The 20,444-nt window shown below is 70.0% G+C and carries 22 protein-coding genes; 13 read left to right on the plus strand and 9 right to left on the minus strand.

Going from position 1 to position 20,444, the window contains the following annotated elements:
• Nucleotides 1-25 precede the first annotated feature (25 nt).
• The gene (locus tag ACFYRY_RS06140) at nucleotides 26-1,018 is read left to right on the plus strand and encodes a DUF2510 domain-containing protein (RefSeq protein ID WP_389140538.1); all 993 of its coding nucleotides are present in this window, start codon (nucleotides 26-28) and stop codon (nucleotides 1,016-1,018) included.
• 277 nt (nucleotides 1,019-1,295) lie between these two features.
• Here ACFYRY_RS06140 and ACFYRY_RS06145 read toward each other — a convergent pair whose 3' ends face one another.
• Entirely contained in the window at nucleotides 1,296-1,973 is a 678-nt protein-coding gene (locus ACFYRY_RS06145; RefSeq protein ID WP_389140540.1) for a TetR/AcrR family transcriptional regulator C-terminal ligand-binding domain-containing protein, read from the minus strand.
• 220 nt (nucleotides 1,974-2,193) lie between these two features.
• Between ACFYRY_RS06145 and ACFYRY_RS06150 the strand changes: the two genes are divergently transcribed.
• Together ACFYRY_RS06150 and ACFYRY_RS06155 are read left to right on the plus strand one after the other, a co-directional pair.
• Nucleotides 2,194-2,991: a phosphatase PAP2 family protein gene (locus ACFYRY_RS06150; protein ID WP_389140542.1), complete on the plus strand. Its 798-nt coding sequence runs from the start codon at nucleotides 2,194-2,196 to the stop codon at nucleotides 2,989-2,991.
• A complete protein-coding gene (locus ACFYRY_RS06155) occupies nucleotides 2,988-3,953 on the plus strand; it encodes a hypothetical protein (RefSeq protein ID WP_389140544.1) in 966 nt (321 codons plus the stop codon). Before ACFYRY_RS06150 ends, ACFYRY_RS06155 begins: the two co-directional genes overlap by 4 nt.
• A gap of 175 nt (nucleotides 3,954-4,128) precedes the next feature.
• Here the strand turns inward: ACFYRY_RS06155 and ACFYRY_RS06160 are convergent, their stop codons facing one another.
• The gene (locus ACFYRY_RS06160) at nucleotides 4,129-4,971 is read right to left on the minus strand and encodes a phospholipid scramblase-related protein (protein WP_389140546.1); all 843 of its coding nucleotides are present in this window, start codon (nucleotides 4,969-4,971) and stop codon (nucleotides 4,129-4,131) included.
• Nucleotides 4,972-5,035: 64 nt separating this feature from the next.
• Nucleotides 5,036-7,087 carry a phosphocholine-specific phospholipase C gene (locus ACFYRY_RS06165; protein ID WP_389140548.1) on the minus strand — a complete coding sequence of 684 codons (2,052 nt, stop codon included), beginning with the start codon at nucleotides 7,085-7,087 and terminating at the stop codon, nucleotides 5,036-5,038.
• 526 nt (nucleotides 7,088-7,613) lie between these two features.
• On the opposite strand from ACFYRY_RS06165, the gene ACFYRY_RS06170 reads away from it, so the two are divergent.
• The 4 genes from ACFYRY_RS06170 (at nucleotide 7,614) to ACFYRY_RS06185 (ending at nucleotide 11,222) form a co-directional block, all read left to right on the plus strand.
• A complete protein-coding gene (locus ACFYRY_RS06170; RefSeq protein ID WP_389140550.1) occupies nucleotides 7,614-9,050 on the plus strand; it encodes a carboxylesterase family protein in 1,437 nt (478 codons plus the stop codon).
• A gap of 59 nt (nucleotides 9,051-9,109) precedes the next feature.
• Nucleotides 9,110-10,135 carry an alcohol dehydrogenase catalytic domain-containing protein gene (locus ACFYRY_RS06175; RefSeq protein ID WP_389140552.1) on the plus strand — a complete coding sequence of 342 codons (1,026 nt, stop codon included), beginning with the start codon at nucleotides 9,110-9,112 and terminating at the stop codon, nucleotides 10,133-10,135.
• 129 nt (nucleotides 10,136-10,264) lie between these two features.
• Nucleotides 10,265-10,420 carry an alpha/beta hydrolase fold domain-containing protein gene (locus tag ACFYRY_RS06180; protein WP_389140554.1) on the plus strand — a complete coding sequence of 52 codons (156 nt, stop codon included), beginning with the start codon at nucleotides 10,265-10,267 and terminating at the stop codon, nucleotides 10,418-10,420.
• A gap of 322 nt (nucleotides 10,421-10,742) precedes the next feature.
• Nucleotides 10,743-11,222, plus strand: coding sequence for a winged helix-turn-helix transcriptional regulator (locus tag ACFYRY_RS06185; RefSeq protein ID WP_389140556.1), 480 nt, complete (start codon nucleotides 10,743-10,745; stop codon nucleotides 11,220-11,222).
• A 427-nt stretch (nucleotides 11,223-11,649) separates the two neighbouring features.
• On the opposite strand, the gene ACFYRY_RS06190 is transcribed toward ACFYRY_RS06185, so the two are convergent.
• Nucleotides 11,650-12,642, minus strand: a complete 993-nt coding sequence (locus tag ACFYRY_RS06190; RefSeq protein WP_389140558.1) for an aldo/keto reductase — start codon at nucleotides 12,640-12,642, stop codon at nucleotides 11,650-11,652.
• Between the two features lie 125 nt (nucleotides 12,643-12,767).
• Between ACFYRY_RS06190 and ACFYRY_RS06195 the strand changes: the two genes are divergently transcribed.
• Nucleotides 12,768-13,385: a TetR family transcriptional regulator gene (locus tag ACFYRY_RS06195; RefSeq protein WP_389140560.1), complete on the plus strand. Its 618-nt coding sequence runs from the start codon at nucleotides 12,768-12,770 to the stop codon at nucleotides 13,383-13,385.
• 183 nt (nucleotides 13,386-13,568) lie between these two features.
• On the opposite strand, the gene ACFYRY_RS06200 is transcribed toward ACFYRY_RS06195, so the two are convergent.
• Nucleotides 13,569-14,258, minus strand: coding sequence for a TetR/AcrR family transcriptional regulator (locus ACFYRY_RS06200; protein WP_389140562.1), 690 nt, complete (start codon nucleotides 14,256-14,258; stop codon nucleotides 13,569-13,571).
• 278 nt (nucleotides 14,259-14,536) lie between these two features.
• Entirely contained in the window at nucleotides 14,537-15,475 is a 939-nt protein-coding gene (locus ACFYRY_RS06205) for a helix-turn-helix domain-containing protein (protein ID WP_389140564.1), read from the minus strand.
• Between the two features lie 142 nt (nucleotides 15,476-15,617).
• On the opposite strand from ACFYRY_RS06205, the gene ACFYRY_RS06210 reads away from it, so the two are divergent.
• Together ACFYRY_RS06210 and ACFYRY_RS06215 are read left to right on the plus strand one after the other, a co-directional pair.
• Nucleotides 15,618-16,013 (plus strand): MmcQ/YjbR family DNA-binding protein, encoded by a 396-nt coding sequence (locus ACFYRY_RS06210; protein WP_389140566.1) that lies wholly within the window; start codon nucleotides 15,618-15,620, stop codon nucleotides 16,011-16,013.
• Nucleotides 16,010-16,378, plus strand: a complete 369-nt coding sequence (locus ACFYRY_RS06215) for an MmcQ/YjbR family DNA-binding protein (protein ID WP_389140568.1) — start codon at nucleotides 16,010-16,012, stop codon at nucleotides 16,376-16,378. The genes ACFYRY_RS06210 and ACFYRY_RS06215 overlap by 4 nt, the downstream gene beginning before the upstream one ends.
• 124 nt (nucleotides 16,379-16,502) lie before the next feature.
• Here ACFYRY_RS06215 and ACFYRY_RS06220 read toward each other — a convergent pair whose 3' ends face one another.
• Nucleotides 16,503-17,198, minus strand: a complete 696-nt coding sequence (locus ACFYRY_RS06220) for an SDR family NAD(P)-dependent oxidoreductase (RefSeq protein WP_389140570.1) — start codon at nucleotides 17,196-17,198, stop codon at nucleotides 16,503-16,505.
• Between the two features lie 102 nt (nucleotides 17,199-17,300).
• On the opposite strand from ACFYRY_RS06220, the gene ACFYRY_RS06225 reads away from it, so the two are divergent.
• Entirely contained in the window at nucleotides 17,301-18,179 is an 879-nt protein-coding gene (locus tag ACFYRY_RS06225; protein WP_389140572.1) for a helix-turn-helix transcriptional regulator, read from the plus strand.
• A gap of 217 nt (nucleotides 18,180-18,396) precedes the next feature.
• Here the strand turns inward: ACFYRY_RS06225 and ACFYRY_RS06230 are convergent, their stop codons facing one another.
• Together ACFYRY_RS06230 and ACFYRY_RS06235 are read right to left on the minus strand one after the other, a co-directional pair.
• Nucleotides 18,397-19,266 carry a helix-turn-helix transcriptional regulator gene (locus ACFYRY_RS06230; protein WP_389140574.1) on the minus strand — a complete coding sequence of 290 codons (870 nt, stop codon included), beginning with the start codon at nucleotides 19,264-19,266 and terminating at the stop codon, nucleotides 18,397-18,399.
• A 20-nt stretch (nucleotides 19,267-19,286) separates the two neighbouring features.
• A complete protein-coding gene (locus ACFYRY_RS06235; protein ID WP_389140576.1) occupies nucleotides 19,287-19,565 on the minus strand; it encodes a hypothetical protein in 279 nt (92 codons plus the stop codon).
• Nucleotides 19,566-19,761: 196 nt separating this feature from the next.
• On the opposite strand from ACFYRY_RS06235, the gene ACFYRY_RS06240 reads away from it, so the two are divergent.
• Nucleotides 19,762-20,064: a hypothetical protein gene (locus ACFYRY_RS06240; protein ID WP_389140578.1), complete on the plus strand. Its 303-nt coding sequence runs from the start codon at nucleotides 19,762-19,764 to the stop codon at nucleotides 20,062-20,064.
• A gap of 12 nt (nucleotides 20,065-20,076) precedes the next feature.
• Complete coding sequence (locus tag ACFYRY_RS06245; protein ID WP_389140580.1) at nucleotides 20,077-20,409, plus strand: carboxymuconolactone decarboxylase family protein; 333 nt, start codon at nucleotides 20,077-20,079, stop codon at nucleotides 20,407-20,409.
• Nucleotides 20,410-20,444 lie beyond the last annotated feature (35 nt).

Genomic DNA, 20,444 nt, shown 5'->3' on the forward strand with positions numbered 1-20,444 from the left:
CACCGAGTACTCATACGGTGGGGGCATGACGCAGGCGACTCCTCCCGGCTGGTATCCCGACCCCGGGCAGACAGATGACGCTCCCGCCACCGAACGCTGGTGGGACGGTAAGGCATGGACGGACCAGACCCGTCCCACGGGATCGGCCGCCGCATGGGGGCCGCCACAGGCACCGGCCCCGGGACCGTACCCGGCACATCCCGGCTACCCGGGGTACCCGGCCCAGCCTCCGAGCGGCTCGCGGCGCGGGCTGCGCACCGGTATCGCGGTGGGCGCCGCCGCCGTGGTCCTGGCCTGTATAGGCGTGGGCGTGTACGCCCTGTCCAGCGGCGACAGCCGGGCCGCCGACACCGCCGACTCGCGGCCGGGGCCGGGCAGTTCGGGCGGCCCCTTCGGCGGGCCGGGCGGGTCCGGCGGGTCCGGTGGGTCCGGCGGCCAGTCGCCCCGACCCGACGAGTCGCCCGGGCCCGGCAAGTCCGAGGCGCCGAAGATCGAAAGCGGCTCGGTGACCGACGCGATCGACGGGATCAGTCTGCCGATCCCGAAGGGCTGGTACGGCCAGGAGATCTCGGTCGGCGCGCAGCTCACCTCGAAGGACTCCTACGACTGCCCCGGCGACACCTCCCAGAAGTGCACGAAGGGCGGCGCGTACTCCGCGCCCGCGCTGGCGCTCGGCACCAAGGGGAGCACACCGGAGGAGGTGGCGAAGGCCGACATCTCGGCCAACGCCAAGGAGTCCTACGGCTCGGGCTACGGCAAGATCACCTCGCATGACGTGCTGGCCTCCGAGGCGGTGACGGTGGCCGGGCAGAAGGGCTACCTGGTCCGCTGGAAGGCGGTCACGAGCAAGGGCTCCGACGGGTACGTCCAGTCGCTGGTCTTCCCCTCCCCCGCCAACGCCCAGCAGCTCGTCGTGGTCCGCTTCGGTGTCGACGTCGAGCAGACACAGGCCGTCCTCGACCAGGTCACCAAGGGCATCAAGGTGTCGAAGGGCGGCGGCAGCGGCCAGAACGTCTGACCGTTCCCGAGGACTGGGCGGACGGGGGCCCTGTCGCCGGAACCCCTGCGACCAGAAGGCCGGATGGAGCTCCCCTCCGCTCAAAGAGGAGCCCCACCCGGCCGGGGTGCGCGCCGCCCCCGTCCCCACGGTGCGGCGCGAGCAGGTCACCGCCCAGTCATCCCATGGACGGCGGCCTGGGTCTTCGGTGATCCGGACCCTCAGGTGGCCGGCGGGTCTGCCGGGTGCCTGGATCCGAGGCACCCCGGGGCGGGCCCAGGGGGTCAGGCCCCGGGGGTCAGGCCCCGGGCGCGGGTTGCCCGGTCGACGTGGCCGACGTCGCCTCACCGCCGCCTGATCCGCCGGACAGGCCCAGCGCGGGCAGCACCGCGGCCTCCACGAAGCGGACCATGTAGTCCTCGTCCGCGTACTTTCCCTCCAGGACGTGCCGGGCGCGCGTGACGCCGAACATCTGCGTCGGGACGTACTCCAGCGCCGGATGGTCCGCGGCGACCTCGCCCCGCTCGACGCCCCGCCGGAGGATCTCGCGCAGCGCGGCGAGCTCCGGCTCCACGAGCGCCTCGCGCAGCGCCTGAGCCAGCTCGTCGTCCTGGGTGACGGCATGGCCGAGGGCGTGGACCAGCTTGGTGTCGTTCGTCGACCGGGCGCCCGCGGTCCGGGCCGCCTCGCGCAGGTCCTCGGCGAGCGAACCGGTGTCGATGCCGGTGAAGCGCATCCGACGGTTGGCGCGCAGTGCCGCCGCCACGAACTGGGGCTTGGTCCGCCACTGCCGGTACAGCGTCGACTTGCTGCATCGGGTGCTGGCGGCGACGGCCTCCATGCTCAGGGAGTCGTACCCGCACTCCCGGATCTGTTCGAGGACAGCGTCGAAGAACTCCCGCTCACGCTCGGGCGTGATCTTGGAGCGGCGCGACGCGGCAACCGTCTCAGGTTCGTCCGCGGCCTGCGACGTCATCTGTTCGTCTCCTCGCTGGGGTCGAGCGGCTCAGGGCTCGCGTTCCAGTGTGTCGTACGTCATCGATACGCCAGTGTACCGGTACACGACCGTATCGGTACACTCACGTTTCGGTACACTATCGTTTCGGTACGCACCCGTATCGATGAGTGTCCGTGCTGGACGCGTGAGCGTTCATACGGCACGGCACTCGCACCACCGTCAGCGAAGGGGCCGGGGGATGAACGCCCGCACCGAGCCTGTAGAAGCGCGACCGGACGCAACCACCCGGCCGCCGCTCGTCCGTGAGCTCCTGCTCGTCGCAGGGCTCTTCCTCGTCTACAAGTTCGGCCGGCAACTGGCGACGGGCCACACCGCAGAGGCCTTCCGCGACGCGCACCGGGTGTGGAACCTGGAGCGGGCCGTCCACCTGCCCGGCGAGGGCTCGGTCCAGTCCCTGCTGCTGCACGGCGACACACTCGCGCGCGTCGCGAACACCTATTACGCGACCGTGCACTTCCCGGCCACCGTGGCCTTCCTGGTCTGGCTGTATCTGCGCCGCCCGGCGCACTATGTGTGGGCGCGCCGCGTCCTGGCCGCGCTGACCGCCGCGGCCCTCGTCACGCACCTGGTGTTCCCGCTCGCCCCGCCGCGCATGCTGGCCGCGACCGGTCTGGTGGACACCGCCCGGATATACGGCCCCTCGGTGTACGGCCCGCCGCGGACCGACCACCTGTCGAACCAGTTCGCGGCGATGCCGTCGCTGCACTTCGGCTGGGCGCTGATGGTGGCGATCGGCCTGATCGTGGCGACCCGGTCGCGCTGGCGGTGGCTGTGGCTGCTGCACCCGCTGCTGACCCTGCTGGTGATCGTCGGCACGGCGAACCACTACTGGCTCGACGCGATCGCGGCCGGTGCCCTGCTCGCTCTCGCGCTCGCGGTGATCCACCTGCCGCACCGGACGGCCACGACCGCCGGACGTGCCCACCGGACACTCGTACCGGCCGATGAGAACGTCCTGGTCGGAGCGGGCCGATGAACGCCACCCTGCTCGCCGTCGCGCTGTCCTTGTTCTCCGCCGTCGCCTATGCCGCCGCGGCCGTCGCCCAGGAACGGCTGGCCTCCCGCAACCCCGGCTCGGGCCTGCTGCGGATGCTGGGCTCGGGCGCCTGGTGGTGGTCGGTCGGGCTCAACGCGGGGGCCGCGCTGCTGCACGTGGTCGCCCTCAAGTACGGTCCGCTGACCGTGGTCCAGCCGCTGGGGGCGCTGACCCTGGTCGCGGCGGTGCCGCTGGGGGCGCGCGTCGCGGGACGGCGGGTCGCCGCGGTGGAGTGGCGGGGCACCGCGCTCACCCTGGTCGGCCTGTCCGCGATCCTGGTCACGGCGTCCGGGCCCGCCCCGGAGGGCGTGCTGAGCGTGCGCGAGGCGCTGGCGGTCGCGGGCGTGACGGCGGCCCTGATCGGTGTGCTGGCGCGGCCGGGTGCCCGTCCCGGCCTTCGGCACGCGAGCGCCTCCGGCTTCGCGTCCGGAGTCGCCTCGGCGCTCACCCAGACGGTGACGGTGGCCGTGACGGACCGCACCGGGTCGCTGTTCGGCGTGCAGGTGATCGGAGTCGCGCTGCTGGTCGCCGCCTTCGCGACCTGCGGACTGCTGCTGTCGCAGACCGCCTACCGGGGCGGCCTCGGCGCCCCGCTCGCGATGGTGACCCTGGCCAATCCGACGGCCGCCGCGGTGATCGGGCTGACCCTGCTCGGCGAGCGGCTCCAGGGCGGCACGGCGGGTGTGCTCCTCGCACTCGCGGGAGCGGGACTCGCGTCGTGGGGCGTGGTACTGCTCACCCGGGCGACGCCGACTGCCGCGGTGGACGCCCCGCCGGTGGACGACCACTCCATGGACGACCACCCCGTGGCGGCGGTGCTGCGGCTGGAGCCGGCGACGGCGACGGCCGAACCGGCGCTGGTGCCCCGGCCGACGACGCCGGGACACCTCACACCTTTGTGACCATCGCTACGACGGGCCCGGTCGCCCGGCCGGGGACCGGCCCTGCCGAAACGCCGGGCCCGGCCGGGCATCGAACCAAGCGCGAAAGGTGCGGCCGGGCGACGAGTTCGGCAGGCTGCCGGGTTCCGCAGGGCGACGGGGCCCGTAGGGCGACAGGGCCCGCACGGCGACAGGATCAGCCGAGTCCGCGCGAGTCCTGCTTGAGCGCCGTGTCGACGGTCAACGCCGTCGCCACGACCAGGCTCAGCAGCGGCTCGGGCAGCTGGTAGTGGATCTGCAGGACGTAGTTGTCCGCGGTGGTGAACATCGTCTTGGCGAGGCCTTCCCAGGTCTTGGTGATCCGGGCGACCTCGTTCTCGGTGTGGTCGACGATCGCGAAGTTCCAGGCCCGCCAGTTCTCCGCCTTGATGGCGCCGACCTGCTGCCCGTTGACGTTCATCGCGAAGTTGATCTTGCCGATCATGTTCTGCTGGACGATCTCACCCACCGGCGAACCGTCCGGACGCTGCACGACGACCCGCGACTTGAGGAACTTCGCGGGCCGGGTCAGCAGCAGCACGGGCTGACCGTGGGCGTCGCGGATCTCCAGCTTGTGGGTGAGGAACTGGTCGATGCTGGCGACGAAGCGCAGGATCTTCTTGAGCATGCTCTGCCCGACCTGGACGACCGAGCCGAGCTGGTTGCCGTTCTGATCCATGACCTTGTACTCGTTGGTCACCTCGATCAGCTTGGCCTTCTGGTTCACCACCAGCACCGGCTCGCTGAACAGGGTCCCACCGCCGGGGCCGCTCGCCGCGACCCCGGCCTGCTGCTGCACCTGTCGCTGCACACGCGGGTCCGGACCCGCCTGCTGCTGCGGCATCTGAGGCGCCGCCTGTTGCGTCGGCTTGCCCTGCGCCGCCTGCTGGTCCGGGTTGGTGTGCTGGGTCCACTGGGCGCCGTCCCAGTAACGGAGCGTCTGAGGCGCCCCGTGCGGATCCGGGTACCAGCCTGCAGGAGTGTTCGATTGCGTGGTCACCGGGGCACATTACCCCGGGACCAACGTTTTCCGGCCAGCCCCGGCAGACCTTGGCGCGGAGGCTTTACTCCGTCGTGATGGCCGGGTCGCTGACCCCCGGGCGCCCGTTCTCGACATGTCCGGCAAACCGCCGCACAAAGGCCGAGTCTGTCTCGGAGTTGACGGTCAGGTCGTACCAGCGTCTGCTCGCCGCGAGGTCGAAGGTGTGCTTCACGGTGGCCCCGGCCCGCACGGTGAAGGTCCTGGCCCGGCCGCCGTAACCGTCGGTGACCTTCAACCGCACCGTGCCGGAGCCCTTGTTGGTGAAGGTCAGCTCGACGTCGTCGCCGGTGTGGCGCGCGGTGACCTCGGGCCCCACCGCCTTGTTGGCCCCCTTGAAGGCGCGCAGGAAACCGTTCGGACCGTGCACGGTCAGGTCGTACGACCCCTTCGAGTACGCCGAGTTCCAGGTGTCCGACACGCTCTTGCCGGCCTCGGTGGTGTAACTCCACGGACCGTCGGTGCGGTTGCCGGAGGTGACCAGGAACGCGGCGCCCGCCTTCGGCCCGGAGGCGAAGGTGAGGGTGAACTTCCCGTTCGCCGGGTCCACCGAACCGTCCACCCGGGGCGTGTACTTGAGCGGGCGGGCGGGGCGCAGGCCGCGCTCCTGCCGGGGCAGCGCCGGGTTCGCGGGCGGCGTCGGCACGTAGTCGGGGTGGCGCGCGCGGTCCGGCGGCTGGTAGCCGTCGGTGTCCGGGAGCGCGACCGGGCGGGTGTCCGTGCGGGAGAAGTCGAACGCGGCGCTCAGGTCACCGCAGACGGCCCGCCGCCAGGGCGAGATGTTCGGCTCGTGCACCCCGAAGCGGCGCTCCATGAACCGGATGATCGAGGTGTGGTCGAGCGTCTCGGAGCAGACGTAACCGCCCTTGCTCCAGGGCGAGACCACGAGCATCGGCACCCGCTGGCCGAGACCGTACGGCCCGGCCACATGGGCGCTGTCGCCCTTGAAGAGGTCGAGGCCGGCGTCGACCGTGGACTTGCCCTGCGCGGCGGAGGCGGGCGGGAACGGCGGGATCAGGTGGTCGAAGAAGCCGTCGTTCTCGTCGTAGGTGATGAACAGGGCCGTCTTCGCCCACACCGTCGGGTCGGCGGTCAGCGCGTCCAGGACCTGGGCGATGTACCAGGCACCGTAGTTCGCGGGCCAGTTGGGGTGCTCGGTGAAGGCCTCGGGGGCGACGATCCAGGAGATCTTCGGCAGCTTGCCGCCCTTCACGTCGGCCTTCAGCTGGTCGAAGAAGCCCTCGCCCTTGCGCGCGTCGGTGCCGGTGCGGGCCTTGTCGTACAGCGGGTCGCCGGGCTTCGCGTTCCGGTACTGGTTGAAGTAGAGGAGCGAGTTGTCGCCGTAGTTGCCGCGGTAGGCGTCCTGGATCCAGCCCCAGGAGCCGTTCGCGTCGAGGCCGTCACCGACGTCCTGGTAGATCTTCCAGGACACCCCGGCCTTCTCCAGGCGCTCGGGGTAGGTGGTCCAGCCGTAGCCGACCTCGTCGTTGCCCAGGACGGGGCCGCCGCCCTGGCCGTCGTTGCCCGTGTAGCCCGTCCACATGTAGTAGCGGTTCGGGTCGGTCGAGCCGATGAAGGAGCAGTGGTACGCGTCGCAGATGGTGAAGGAGTCGGCGAGCGCGTAGTGGAACGGGATGTCCCCACGGTTCAGGTACGCCATGGTCGTGGCGCCCTTGCTGGGCACCCACTTGTCGTACGCGCCCCCGTCGAAGGCGGCGTGGCCGTCGTTCCAGCCGTGCGGGAGGTCCTGGATGAAGGCCAGGCCCAGGTCGTCGGCGTCCGGGTGGAACGGCAGGACGTCCTTGGTGCCGTCCGACTGGTGCCACACCGTCTTGCCGTCGGGCCGGGTCACCGGGCGCGGGTCGCCGAAGCCGCGGACGCCCCGCAGCGAGCCGAAGTAGTGGTCGAAGGAGCGGTTCTCCTGCATCAGGACGACGATGTGCTCCACGTCCTCGATGGACCCCGTGCGGTGGTTCGCCGGGAGGGCAGCTGCGCGCTGGATGCTGTTCGACAGCGCGGTCAACGCCGTGGTGGCGCCCCCGAGCTGGAGGAATCTGCGCCGGTTGACTTCGGGCATGGCTGGGTGCCTCTCATCCTGAGCCGCGGATGGCCGGAACGTGAGTTGAGCGGATGCGCGCGGTGCGAGCTTCCCAAGCCCACCAAACGTCTGTGAAGGGTCTGGTGGCGCTGATGTGAAAGTCGTCGGTACGGGAGGTGTCAGGACACTGGAGCGAGGGATGGCCGCGACCATGACACCGCGCCGTACGGGCCCCTCCCCCGGCAGCGGCAATCCCGCACGACAGAAGGCTCACCCGGCGCTACGAGGTTCACGACCGCCGGTACGGCACCGATCTGCCGCTTCACCCCGAGGAGGTCGAACTGGCGCCGTTCGCCGACGATCCGGCCGTCGGCCACGCAGAAGAAGTTCATGGCCCGCACCGAGATCTTGGCTGCCGAAGTGTCACCTGATGACCACCGGCTGACCGCTGTCCGCCCGGCGATCTACCGGAGTCCAGGGAATGCTTGGTGAGCGTCACCGCGAGCGATCAGCCGCCGACACGCCGCGCGAAACGCCCTCACCGCACCGGAAGGAATCTCACGCCATGACCGCAACCGCGCCCAAGGCTCCGACTGCACCAGGGGTGCGGTCCTGGTGGGGAATCCCGTTCGCCACCGCCGAGCGATACCGCAGCCCCGTGGTCGCGGACTTCGATCCGGATCGCCCCTATGACCGCAAGGGCGTCGTCTCTGTCCAGCCCGACAGCGGCGACTGGCTCGAAGCGGACAGCGGGATGGGCGAGGACTGCCTGAACCTCAACGTGTGGGCTCCGGAGGAGTCGGCCGGGACGGCTCTCCCGGTGGCCGTGTACATCCACGGCGGCGGATTCGAGTTCGGCGCGAACACGCAGACCACCTCGAACGCCGCCGGTCTCGCCGCGACGGGGCGCGTGGTGGGTGTGTCGGTCAACTACCGGCTCGGCGCGCTGGGCGCTCTCTCGCTGTCGCAGTACGGCGGACGGCTCGCCGAGGCCAGCAATCTGGGCCTGCAGGACGTCATCGCCGCGCTCACCTGGATCAAGCAGAACATCGCCGCCTTCGGTGGCGACCCTGACAACGTCACCGTCTTCGGCCACAGCGCCGGCGCCTACTCCGCCCTCGGGCTGCTCGGGGCCTCCTCCGCGGACGGCCTGTACCGGCGGTTGGCCGGGTTCTCCGGCGCGCCCTCGCGTCTCGTCCCGGCCTGGTGGGCCGAGGAGCTCGCGGAGCGGTTCGTCACCGAACTCGGTGTCGCGGGCAACCCCGACAAGCTGATCGATCTCGACGTGGCCTCCCTGGTGGCCGCCCTGCGCAAGGTCTGCCCGACGGATCTCGGAGTCCGTGGCGGCATGGACAACCAGAGCCTCGGCGTCGTCCTGGACGCCGGACAGCCCGGCGGGGTGCTGCACGCCCACCCCCTGGACGTCCTGGCCTCGGGCTCGCACCGGGACATCGACGTACTCCTGAGCACGGCCAGTGACGAGATGGGCTGGTGGGTGGCGAACGACCTCGACCGGTTCGACCCGCACACCGTCGACCGCGTCACGGACGAATTCGCGGGGTGGCGCATTCCCCGCTCCCGCGCCAAGAGGATCGTCGATACCTACGACCAGGGCGGCCGCACCGCCGCCGAGGTCCGCGCCGCGGCCCTGACGGACTACATCTTCACGCTCCCCGCAGCCCGCGGCGCTCTGGCCCACGCCGCCGCGGGCGGCAACGCCCATCTCCTGGCGATCGGGCCCGCCGAGGGCGCGCCCGCCGTGCACGGCACCGAGATGTACGCCCTGGTCGGCCAGGAACAGCCGGGCCGCAGCCCCGAACAGGCCGGCCGTGACACGCGTATCCGCGACATCGTCCTCGACTTCGTCACCGGCGAGCAGACCCGCCTGTGGCCCGCCGTCACGGACCGGCCCACCTCGGGGAGTGTCGGCAACCCTCCCTTCGAGCCCAGCGCCCACTACCAGGCGGTCCTCGACCTGTTCGAGAACATCGCCCGTCCCTGACCCTTTCACCGGGCGATCGGGAACAGCGCACCAGGGGCGAGCAGAGTAAGGAACCCGACATGAGCCAACCGACAGCAGCAGGCGGTGACACCGCACCGGGGACGATGCGGGCCGTCGTCGTCACCCGGCCCGGCGGCCTCGACGCACTGGAGATCCAGGATGTGCCGGTGCCCGCACGCGAGCCCGGCTGGGTGCGGATCAGGGTGAAGGCCTTCGGCGTCAACGAGTCCGAGGTCACCACCCGCAAGGGCGAGTCGGACGCGGAGGTCACCTACCCCCGTGTGCCCGGCATCGAGGGCGTCGGCGTGGTCGATGACGTCGACGAGAACAGTCCGCTGCGGCCGGGACAGCAGGTGGCCACGATGATGGGCGGCATGGGCCGCTCGTACGACGGCGCGTACGCCCAGTACGTGACCGTCCCCGCGGCGCAGGTCATCCCGTTCGAGACCGGCCTGCCGTGGGAGGTCGTCGGTGCGCTTCCGGAGATGTTCCAGACCGCCTACGGATCGCTGACCACCGGCCTGGACCTCAAGGCCGGGCAGACGCTGCTGATCCGCGGCGGCACCTCCACGGTCGGGCTGAGCGCGGCCACGATCGCGAAGGACCTCGGAGCCACCGTGCTGTCCACCACCCGCAGCGCGGAGAGGGCAGGCGAACTGCGGGCCGCGGGCGTCGACCATCCGCTCGTGGACAACGGCACGATCGCCGACCAGGTGAGCGAGCTGATACCGGAAGGCGTCGACGCCGTACTGGAGCTGGTGGGCTGCTCGGTCCTCGCCGACACCCTCCGCACCGTCCGCCGGCACGGCACGGTCTGCTTCACCGGAGCCCTGGCGGGCCAGTGGACGATCCCCGATTTCACCCCGTTCATGATCCCCAACGGGGTGCGGCTGACGTCCTACGGCGGTCAGGCCGCCGACCTCCCGGCCGACGTCTTCGCCCACCAGCTCCAGGCCATCGCCGCGGGGCGCCTCCAAGTCCCGGTCGCGAAGGTCTACCACGGCCTGGAACAGGTCCGTGACGCCCAGGCCGACGTCGAGTCCGGCACCACGCCGGGCAAGCACGTCGTCGTCCTGGACGACTGAGACCTGGGCGACGAGAAACGCCAACCGGAAGTCCTCCGACGAACGGTGGAGCGTCGTCGACAACCGCGGCTACCTCGACAACTACGCCTAGAAGTCGGCCACTTCGACCCGGTCCTCGAGGAACTGGTCGTGGGACGCGACAAGGCGGAGACGAACGCGGCCGAGCTCGGTATCGGCCCCGAGCGGCTCATGATCACCGGAATCAGTGCCGGCGGCGGCCTCGCGGCGGGGACCGCACTGCTCGCCCGCGACCGCGCCTTTCCCCGCTCAGCCACCAGGTTCTGATCTGCCCCATGCTCGACGACCGCTTCGAGACGCACGAACAGGCGGCCGCCCCTGATGGCTGGCCGACCGCTGTTCCCGCAGCTCCGCCCCTGTACGGCGTCCGCTGCGGATACCCCGGCTGCGCCTCCTTGGCCGGTCACTGGCTCGCCGTCGTCCTGGCAGCCCGTCTCACCGTCGCCTGCTCCCACCCGGCAGGCGTACGTGCCATCTGGCTAGTGATAGTAAACTCAGCTATACGGTGCAGGCTGCGGGGCGTATGTGGCCACCGGAACGAGTACCCGGCGTCGATGTGGAGGTGAGTTCTGTGCCGTCAGGAAGGCACGTGTCCGGCCCTATGGATGACGAGCCGGCCTGTTCCATGGAGCGGAGCCTGCAGATACTCGGCGAGCGGTGGACTCTGCTGGTGCTGCGTGAGGTCCTCTACGGCAGGCACCGGTTCGCTGAGATTCAGTCTTCTCTCGGCATCGCGTCGAACCTGCTCAGTGACCGGCTCAAGGTTCTCGTCGACGCCGGAGTGCTGCGGACACTGACGTACCAGGAGGCCGGCAGCAGGCCGCGGCAGAGCTACCATCTCACGCCGGCCGGGCTCGAACTTCAGCCCGTCCTGGGTGCGCTGCAGCAGTGGGGTGACCGTCACCGCCCGCGGCCCGCGGGTCCCTCCGCCTGCCGGCGGACCCGCTCCACGGGCCGGGCCGTCCACGTGGGGTTCCTCGATGAGGACGGTCGCGAGGTTCCCATGGAGGATGTGTCGCTGATGGCGCCACCCGACCCTCAGAACTCACCCCTCAACCAGTCCGGCTGAGTCCGGCTGAACGCGCCCCCGCCAACGAACACGGCGGAACGGCCGGGGAGCCAGGCGCCCCACAGGACCCGCGCCGGGACGGTACACAGGGAACCTGCCCGCACGCCAGTGAGCACTCCTGAGTCCATGGATCCCTTGACGGCCCGGGCGGTCACCGAGGCTCCCTCCTGACACTCCCTGCTGCCGCCCGCGTCAGGATGCGCGAGAGCCTTCGCGGACTGCGCCACGAACAGCAGCAAGAACCCCACCCGCATCACCTCCCCTCGGGCGGCTCGCGCCGCCATCCGCGCGAAAGTGGCCCACGTCACACCCCTGCTGGATTCACCGCCGCAATGACGGCGGCGCGGTGGGGAGGCCCCCGCCGAGCGCAACCGGCTGACCAAACAGGGCCGGTGAGCGTACAGACCCCGTGCGTGGGTCGGCGCGGTCAGTCTGTGGTGAAGCTGGACAGTACGGCGGCCGGGAGGCGGCTGCCTGCCGAGCCGTGGGGAAGGATCTCGGTGATGCGGGCCAGATCGGCGGCGGAGAGGTGGACGTCGGCGGCGCCGGCGTTCTCCTCGATGCGCTTGGTGCTGCGGGTGCCGGGAATGGGCGCGACGTCCTCGCCCTGGGCGAGCAGCCAGGCCAGCGCGAGTTGGGCGGTGGTGATGCCCCTGGTGTCGGCCAGATTCTTGAGCTGTTCGGTGGCGTGCAGGTTGTACGTGTAGTTCTCGCCCTGCCAGCGCTCGTCCCAGCTGCGCATGTCGTCCGCGGGGTATTCGCTGGCGGGCTTGACCTGGCCGGTGAGGAAGCCGCGGCCGAGCGGGGAGTAGGGCACCAGGCCGATGCCGAGTTCCCGCAGGACGGGAAGGATCTCCTCCTCGACCTCCCGCTCGAAGGGCGAGTACTCGTACTGGAGCACGGAGACCGGGGTGACGGCGTGGGCGCGGCGGATGTACTGGGGGCCGACGTTGCTCAGGCCGAAGTACTTGACCTTGCCTTCGGCGATCAGTTCGCCGACCACCCCGGCGACCTCCTCGACCGGAATGTCGGGGTCGGAGATGTGCTGGTAGAAGAGGTCGATGTGGTCGCTCTGCAGGTAGCGCAGGCTGTTCTCGGCGACCTTGCGGATGTTTTCCGGGCGGCTGTCGAAGGCGGGGCTGTTCGCCGGGGCGGTCATGTCGAAGCCGAACTTGGTGGCAAGGACCACCTCGTCGCGGAAGTCTTTGACTGCCTTGCCCAGGAGGATCTCGTTGCTGCCAGTGCCGGCGCCGTACAGCTCGGCGGTGTCGAAGAAGTCGATCCCGAGTTCGTGGGCGCGGCGGATGGTCGCGATGCCCTCGTCGTCGTTCGAGGCGCCGTAGGCCATGGACATGCCCATGGTCCCCAGGCCGAGCGCCGAGACGCGCAGACCCTGAGAGCCCAGCTTGCGGTGCTGCATGAGTTTCACTCCCTGAGTGGTTCGCCGGCTTCACCCGCAGAGGTCAAACCGAACTGTTCCGTTTGACTCTATGCGACGATCGCCCAGCCGCCAAACCAAACGGTTCGGTGCTCTATCCTGGGGCCATGCCCCAGTCCCGCGACTCCGGCCGGACCGCAGCGTCCGCCGCCGGCGACACCACGCGCGAGCGCGTCCTTACCGCTGCCATGGAGGAGTTCGCCGCCCATGGCATCGCCGGCGCCCGCGTGGACCGCATCGCCAAGCTCGCCAGGACCAGCAAAGAACGCGTCTATGCCTACTTCCGCAGCAAAGACGCGCTCTATGCCGACGTCGCTGCACGGGAGTACCTCGTCATCGCCGAGGCCACCCAGATGGACCCGTACGACCTCCCTGGCTACGCGGGCCGCCTGTTCGACTACTTTGTCGCCCGTCCGGACCATCACCGCCTGATCGCCTGGGGCCGCCTCGAACTGCCGGGCGCCGCAGCCGATGCCGACGATCCCGCCCAGGCAGTGATCGCCCGCAAAATCGACCAGCTCCGTCAGGTGCAACAGGCCGGACAGCTCGACCCCGCCTGGGACCCGGCCGACGTCCTCGCCCTGGTCAACCAGATCGCCATGACCTGGGCGTCGCAACCCGAACTCAGCGAGGCCGCCGCCGCACACGCCGTGGACCCCACCACCGCCGCCCGCCGCGCCGCAGTGGTGACCGCTGTCGAGCAGCTTTTCCCTCGAGCGCGCTGAGGTCCCCCTGACCGGCGGCAGCCCTGCTCGAACATTCCCCGAGCGGACGGGACGGGAGTGTCATGAATCAGGCTGGCCCAGTGCGCGAACAAGCTCGGCCTGGAGGGGTTGCACTGTGTGGCCCAGCGGCGCGCAGCACTGCACCGGGCCATCGTGGATCTGGTGCACCACGTCCGCCGGGCTCTACCTGGGCGCCGAAGCCTGATCCCCGAGGGAGCCGACAGCGGTGGAGGGAGGTTCGGATGTGCCCTGCCCCGAGCTGAGCCCGTCCAGCAGGAGATCACCGAGCTCGGAGAAGGCGTCGCCGGCGGTCAGGCCGGTCCTCTCCAGAAGGACCCCAGACTGGACCGCGTCGATGGTGACCGCTACGACGTGGGCGGCGAAGTGGCCGTTGAGCCCGCGGAAGACGCCGGTCTGCACGCCCTCTTCGATCAGTTCGTGGACCCGGTGTGCCGCCGCGGCAGAGTTCTTGCGGTAGATCTGCGCCGTCGGTTCGTAGCCGACCATGTCGTCGTAGAAGGCATGGGAGTGGCGGCGCATGGCCGTGCCGACGCCGGTGAGGTAGACCCGGATGCGCTGCCTGGGGTCCGGCTCGGCCTGCACAGCCTGTTCGATCTCGGCTGTCGCATCCCGGAAGAAGGTGCGGGTCACCGCCAGTACCAACTGTTCCTTCGTGGAGGCGAGGCTGTACAGCGTCGCCTTGGAGCACTCGAGCCGTTGGGCGAGCTCGTCCATGGTCACCGCGGTGAAGCCTTCGGCCAGGATGATCGCCTCAGCCTGGAGCAGCAGTTCGTCCCGTCGGCGTGTGTCGACGACCCGCCTGCGCGCTGTTCGGCGCGGGCGTCGGTCACGCGAGTCAGTCTGGGCCGTCACCGTGGCAGTCTCCCATGAGGATCTCCGCCGGAAGCGGCGAGTGGTCGTCCGGGCCGGAAGGCCGACCCCTTGCAAATGGGTACCAGCGTACCTCCTAACGTACCCACGGGGAATGCCCCCGTGAGGAGGCTCGGACAAGAGGTGTCGGCCCTCGTAGCGACGTCCGCAGCAGCATCGGGACACCGTCATCGCGAGGCGGCCGCCAGTACCTCGCGGTCCCAAGAACCGCTTCGTGACCACAATGTGCTTGCACATCTGCGAACCGGGCCGGCTGTCCGTCATGCGTCGGTCCTCGCTGCGCGGGTGGCGAAGGCGGCCGGGGTGAGGCCGGTGCGGTCGCGGAAGAAGCGGCCGAAGTTCGCGGGGTCGGTGAAGCCCAGGTGGACGGCCACCGCGCGGGCGTCCCACCGGGCACCTCCCAGCAGGCGCCGGGCTTCCAGGAGGCGCCGCTCGTCGATGAGTTCGCGTACTCCCTTGCCGGTGGCGTCCCGGGCGGCGCGGCTGAGGGTGCGGACCGAGCAGCCGAGCAACTCGGCGTAGTCCGCAGCTTGGTGCAGTTCGCGGAAGTGCAGCTCCAAGGCGTCCAGGAAGCGTCCGTACCTGTCGGCGCGGCCGGTGCCGGCCGTGGCCGTGCCGATGGGGGCGATGCCCGGGGAGTTGGCCAGGCGCAGCAGCAGCGATTCGAGCAGGCTGCGCCGTAGGGCGTGGTGGATGTCGAGGGGGCGGCGCCCCAGTGCGCGGTGTTCGTCGAGGAGTTGGAGTGCCGTCTGCTGGAGCCAGACGCTGTCGTCGGGGTGCGGGCTGAGCACGGCAGGGGCCCCGTGCGCGGTGAGCGGGGCCAGGAGACGGGCGAGGTCGGGCCGCAGCACGTCCGGTTCGAACAGGATGAACGGGCCGCGCGCCGCGCCGGGCGCATGCCAGCGCTGTGCGTGCCCGGGACGCACCCACAGCCACTGGCCGGGGGCGACGGTCCGCGTGACGTGGTCGACGTCGTGCCGCAGCTCACCCTCGGTGACCGCGATGAGGTAGTGGAAGGTGGCACGGCCCGGACGGGGCGGGTTCCACGGCCAGTCATCGTGCTGGGCGAAGAAATCCTCGACGGTACTGACCTCGAGGCCGTAGGGAGTACCGACCGGGGGCTGGAAACCGTAGAGCGGAACCGCAGCCGGTCCGGTTGGGGTTCCACTCAGGTCGGGGTGTCGCTTGTCGACCATCACGTGTCCGCAGCCTACAGCCCTTCTGGTCGGCTTCGGCGGAAGGATGGGACGTACCGCCGCGACCGTGCGCCCTCCGCGACCGCGCCGCCCTCCGCATCCTTCGATGCCACAGTCCGTCACCACCCGAGGAAGGCAACGCCCCATGAACGGATCGGCCCTGCACACGACCGCCGCCGACTGCGCGGAGGAACTCCCCGGAGCCCGGCTGGAGCATCCCTTCGGCCCGGGCTGGGAGGTCTACAAGGTGGGCGGCAAGGTGTTCATGCTGATGACCGAAGTCCCGGGGCGGCCCGTCGTGATCCTCAAGGCGGACCCCGGCGAGGCCCAGGCCCTGCGGGAGCAGTACAGCCACATCACCCCCGGCTACCACATGAACAAGAAGCACTGGATCACCCTGGAGAGCGGAGAAGGCGTCGACAAGGAGCTTGTCAGCGAGCTCGTCACCGACTCCTACCTGCTCGTCGTCGCCCACCTGCCCAAGGCCGAGCGGCCCGTCGACCCGCGCACCTACGGCACCGGCACGCGGGCGGCCCGGTGAACGCGGCCGGTGACCGGCTCCAGGACACCGCCCGACAGGCGGCCATGGCCCTCCCCGACGTCAGCCACGGATACCCCTTCACCCCGGCACTCGACGTGTACAAGGTCGCGGGCAAGGTGTTCCTGATCGTCACCGACGACCCGGACGAACAGATCATCACGGTCAAGTGCGAACCCGACCACGCGCGGGCACTGGAGCGCGGATACGCCTCGATCACCCCGGGCCGCTATCTCGACAAGAGGCACTGGATCTCACTGGGGCCGGGCCCCGGTATCACCGAGCGGCTGATCACCGACGCGGTCGAGGACTCCTACGAACTGGTCGCCGAGCGGCTACCGCGACGCGACCGCCCCGCCGCCCGATGAGCGCCGCACCCTTCCACGACAGCGAGTGCGGCTGGGAGACGGGCGAGGGGTGCGGGTATGTCGGTGGCGGACCGAGCGGAAACCGGTGGCGACACGTGCCAGGCCGGGCGTCCAGATGTCGTTGTCACCAGGACACCTCGCCGTGACGGTCCCGGAAGGTTCCGGTCGGTCCGTCCGCCCCGATGGTGGCGAGTTCGACGATGGCGTCGGTCCCCTCGGTCACGGTCTGCGGGCCGCTGTGCCCGTTGAAGTCGGTCGCGGTGTAGCCCGGGTCGGCCGCGTTCACCTTCACGTCCGGCCAGGACTTCGCGTACTGCGTGGTGAGCATGGTCACGGCGGCCTTCGACGCCGTGTAGAGCGGCGCGAGGTTCTTCGACTCGACGCGCTCGGCGTCGTGGGTGGCCGCGAACGACCCCATGCCGCTGGACACATTGACGATGACCGGGTGCGCGGACTTGCGCAGCAGCGGCAGGAACGCGTGCGTCACCCGGACGATCCCCACGACATTGACCTCGAACACCTCGCTGGCGTCGGCGGCCGTGATCTGGTCGGCGGGGCTGTGTGTCCCCAAGACACCGGCGTTGTTGATCAGGACGTCGATGCCGCCCTCGCGAGCCTCGATGTCGGCGGCTGCCGCGGCGACCGACGCGTCGTCGGTCACGTCGATCTGGATGAAACGGGCACCGAGCGCGTCGGCGGCCGCCCGGCCGCGCTCCGGATCACGCGCACCGACGAGGACGGTGTGGCCGGCCTCGATCAAGCGGCGGGCGGTCTCGTACCCGAGGGACTTGTTGGCTCCGGTGATGAATGTTGTGGTCATGCGTCCACTCTCGGCTCGTGACGAGAGGACAACCAGTGCCCTCTGCGACGGTAGGACTGTCAGTACCAGGCACGACGACGGCCCGGCGGACACAATGGACGAGTGGACGAGACCCTGGGCACGGCATTGCACCGCTGGCGCGACCGGCTTTCTCCCCTCGACGTCGGGCGGACCTCGCGGCCCGGACGACGTGCGGTGGGACTGCGGCGCGAGGAGCTGGCCGAGCTCGCAGGGCTGTCGGTCGACTATGTGGTGCGGCTGGAGCAGGGGCGCGCGAAAAGCCCGTCGGCGCAGGTCGTCGCGAGTCTGGCCAGGGCCCTGCAGCTGCAACCCAGGGAGCGCGATCACGCCTACCGGCTGGCCGGCCTCCTCCCGCCACAGGAGGGAACGGTCTCCACGCATGTGCCGGCCGGCGTCCAACGGATGGTGGCTCGTCTCGGGGACTGTCCCGTGGGCGTGTTCAGCGCCGACTGGACCCTGCTGTCCTGGACTCCCTCATGGTCGGTGCTGATGGGCGACCCCAGCGCACGGACCCACGTCGAGCGCAACCTGGTGCGATCGGTCTTCGTCGCGGGGCCCGGCGGGCTCGCGGCCTGGCCCGTGCTCCAGGACGGCGACGCCCTGAAGACCGCCCTCGTCGCCGATCTGCGCACGGCTCTCGTCAACTACCCCCGCGACCGTGCACTGATCGACCTGGTCGCGGAAATGCGCTCCACCAGTGCGGAGTTCACCCGGCTGTGGGACGAGGGCGCGGTCGGTCCGCACGTCTCGGCCCGCAAGACCGTCGTACACCCCCAGGTCGGCGAGGTGACGTGCGACTGCGACGTGCTCACCGTCCCGGGCTGCGACATCAGACTCGTCGTCTACACGGTGGCAGCGGGATCCGCCGACGCGGAAAAACTGGAGTTCCTGCGCGTCACGAACGGCGTCCGCGCCGACGGCCCCTCACCCTCGGGGCCCAGCCTGTTCTCCACGCCGTGACAGCCGGGCCGACCGCTGACGAAGACGACCGTACACGCGGCAGACCAGGAGTCAGCTGTCCAGCGTGACACCGGCGCAGGGTGGTCGGCCCCGGCAAGCCACCTTTGACCATGACGCGGCCGTTGTTCGTCGGTACGGGACCGAGGGGTCGCGATTGCCTTCCAGAAGCGCCGGCTGGGCGCGGTCAAGGCCGGTCCATGGACTCGCGCCGTTTCGGTCAAGCTGTCGCATCCCGCGCCCGCTGGTACGGGTCGGCAGTCCACGACGCGAGGAAGCGCAGTCCGTCATGGGACGAGGTCCCGGGCTCCGCGGTCAAGACCACAAGCTGCTGCGCGGGGTCAGCCGTGCAGGTCAGGCTGTCCCAGTCGAGGGTGAGGTCACCGGCGATCGGATGCCGCAGCCTGTTCGTGCCGACCCGCAAGCCGGGCATTGGGCGGCCTGCCCACCACTGCCGGAAGTCGGCGTCGGTCACCGACAGTTCGCCGACCAGCGCGGTGAGCTCACGATCGCCGGGGCACTTGACGGCCTCCACGCGTAGGTGGGTGACGCAGGTCCGGGCGATCGTCCTCCAGTCGAGGTAGAGCTCCCGGATGGCGGGGTCGGTGAAAAGTAGCCAGGCGTAGTTGCGCTTCTTGTCCGGAACACGTTCGAAGTCGGTGAGGAGAGCCGCTGCCATCGCGTTCCAGGCGAGGATGTCCATGCGCCGCCCCAGGACGAGCGCGGGGGTCCCGCTCAGCTCGTCCAGGAGACGCCTGAGTTGGGGCTGGACCTTCTGCGCCGGTCTGCGGCGCGGCGCGCACTCACATGTCGCGGCCAGCGCGAACAGGTGGTCACGCTGGTTGTCGTCGAGGTGCAGGACACGGACGAGAGCGGCGAGCACCGGCCTCGGCACAGGGGCACACCCCTGCTCCAACCTCGCGTAGGAGTAGGTGCTGATCCCCGCGAGACGGGCGACCTCCTCACGGCGCAGCCCCGGTACCCGTCGGGGCGCCCCGAATTCGGGTAGGCCCACCGTTCGCGGACTGAGTTGTGCCCGGCACGCCTTGAGGAATTCTCCCAGTTCAGGCACATGCTGATTGATGCACATGGCATTCAGTGTCGCAGTATTCACCTGAAAAATGAGAGGGAGAGTTTTCTCCCAGGGTCTGGTAGGTAAGTCTCGAGTTCCTGATCGGGATCGCTGCCGCAGGTGAAGGTGTCCCAGTCGAGGACGAGTTCGCCGACGAGTGCGTGGTGGAACCGCGTCATGCCCAGCCCTGCGCGACGCCACGTGACGGCCTCCCCACCACCGGAGATCGTCGAGCAGCCGGCACAACTGCGGGTGCGCCTTCGGTGCGGTCCGGCGGCGGGGCCGGGACAGCCAGTGTCACACCGCTCGGTCCGCACGAGGGGGGTAAGAATCCCTCCCCTGGATAAGTGATACCCCGGGTGGAATTCTGCCCATTGCGGATTCCCTCGGAGGTGGCAGGGTCAATGGCGTGTTGATCAGAGGCGGCCTACGGAGAGCATCCACCCGAACGAGCTGAACGGCCCACCCCCGGGTCAGAATTACTTTCACACGTCACCGATATCGCGTATTTCCATGCTGCAGGCGGAGGAGGCGAGTAAGAACTGTGCGACCGAAGCGGGCCTCGCCGCCCCGGCCTTCGACGCCGCTCACCAGGGCGCAAGTGAGGGCGAACCCCGCTTCCTGAACGCGTGGGTGCTGCGCGGAGTCGACCAGATCGCCCAGCCCAACTCCTTCGACGGTACGTCCCACTTCGACCTACACGGCGAGGACGAATGCGTCTCCCCGCCCTCGCCGAGCTCACCTCGTTCTTCGGTGAGCACCCGTCCCGGCACCCGGTTCAAGACCGAGCGTCCTGAATCCCCCCACACATGCTAGGAGCACCACCCCATGTCCGAACGGAAGAAGTTCGCGCCGCCGGCGATCCAGGAGTTCGCCCCCAAGCTCGCGGAGGTGACCGACACCGTCCTGTTCGGCGACATCTGGGAGCGGCCGGGTCTGTCTCCGCGCGACCGCAGCCTCGTCACCGTCACCGCTCTCGCCGCCCTGTACCGAACCGACCAGCTCGGCTTCCACCTCGGCAAGGCGCTGGAGAACGGCGTGACCAAGGACGAACTGATCGAGACCATCACCCATCTCGCCTTCTACGCCGGATGGCCCAACGCCATGAGTGCGATGACCCAGCTCAAGGAGATCGCGGAGAAGTCCGACCAGTCCGGCTGATGCTCCTCCGCCCGCACATACCCCGCATCACGGGC

The organism is Streptomyces sp. NPDC005263 (assembly GCF_042872365.1).
GTDB lineage: Bacteria > Actinomycetota > Actinomycetes > Streptomycetales > Streptomycetaceae > Streptomyces.

Bases quoted from the DNA above. Each gene is read 5' to 3' on its own strand.
- ACFYRY_RS06145 (WP_389140540.1), bottom strand. From the start codon at position 1,973: ATGACGTCGCAGGCCGCGGACGAACCTGAGACGGTTGCCGCGTCGCGC.
- ACFYRY_RS06195 (WP_389140560.1), top strand. From the start codon at position 12,768: ATGCCCCAGTCCCGCGACTCCGGCCGGACCGCAGCGTCCGCCGCCGGC.
- ACFYRY_RS06140 (WP_389140538.1), top strand. From the start codon at position 26: ATGACGCAGGCGACTCCTCCCGGCTGGTATCCCGACCCCGGGCAGACA.
- ACFYRY_RS06245 (WP_389140580.1), top strand. From the start codon at position 20,077: ATGTCCGAACGGAAGAAGTTCGCGCCGCCGGCGATCCAGGAGTTCGCC.
- ACFYRY_RS06165 (WP_389140548.1), bottom strand. From the start codon at position 7,087: ATGCCCGAAGTCAACCGGCGCAGATTCCTCCAGCTCGGGGGCGCCACC.
- ACFYRY_RS06175 (WP_389140552.1), top strand. From the start codon at position 9,110: ATGAGCCAACCGACAGCAGCAGGCGGTGACACCGCACCGGGGACGATG.
- ACFYRY_RS06150 (WP_389140542.1), top strand. From the start codon at position 2,194: ATGAACGCCCGCACCGAGCCTGTAGAAGCGCGACCGGACGCAACCACC.
- ACFYRY_RS06155 (WP_389140544.1), top strand. From the start codon at position 2,988: ATGAACGCCACCCTGCTCGCCGTCGCGCTGTCCTTGTTCTCCGCCGTC.
- ACFYRY_RS06230 (WP_389140574.1), bottom strand. From the start codon at position 19,266: ATGTGCATCAATCAGCATGTGCCTGAACTGGGAGAATTCCTCAAGGCG.
- ACFYRY_RS06210 (WP_389140566.1), top strand. From the start codon at position 15,618: ATGAACGGATCGGCCCTGCACACGACCGCCGCCGACTGCGCGGAGGAA.
- ACFYRY_RS06220 (WP_389140570.1), bottom strand. From the start codon at position 17,198: ATGACCACAACATTCATCACCGGAGCCAACAAGTCCCTCGGGTACGAG.
- ACFYRY_RS06190 (WP_389140558.1), bottom strand. From the start codon at position 12,642: ATGCAGCACCGCAAGCTGGGCTCTCAGGGTCTGCGCGTCTCGGCGCTC.
- ACFYRY_RS06240 (WP_389140578.1), top strand. From the start codon at position 19,762: ATGCTGCAGGCGGAGGAGGCGAGTAAGAACTGTGCGACCGAAGCGGGC.
- ACFYRY_RS06170 (WP_389140550.1), top strand. From the start codon at position 7,614: ATGACCGCAACCGCGCCCAAGGCTCCGACTGCACCAGGGGTGCGGTCC.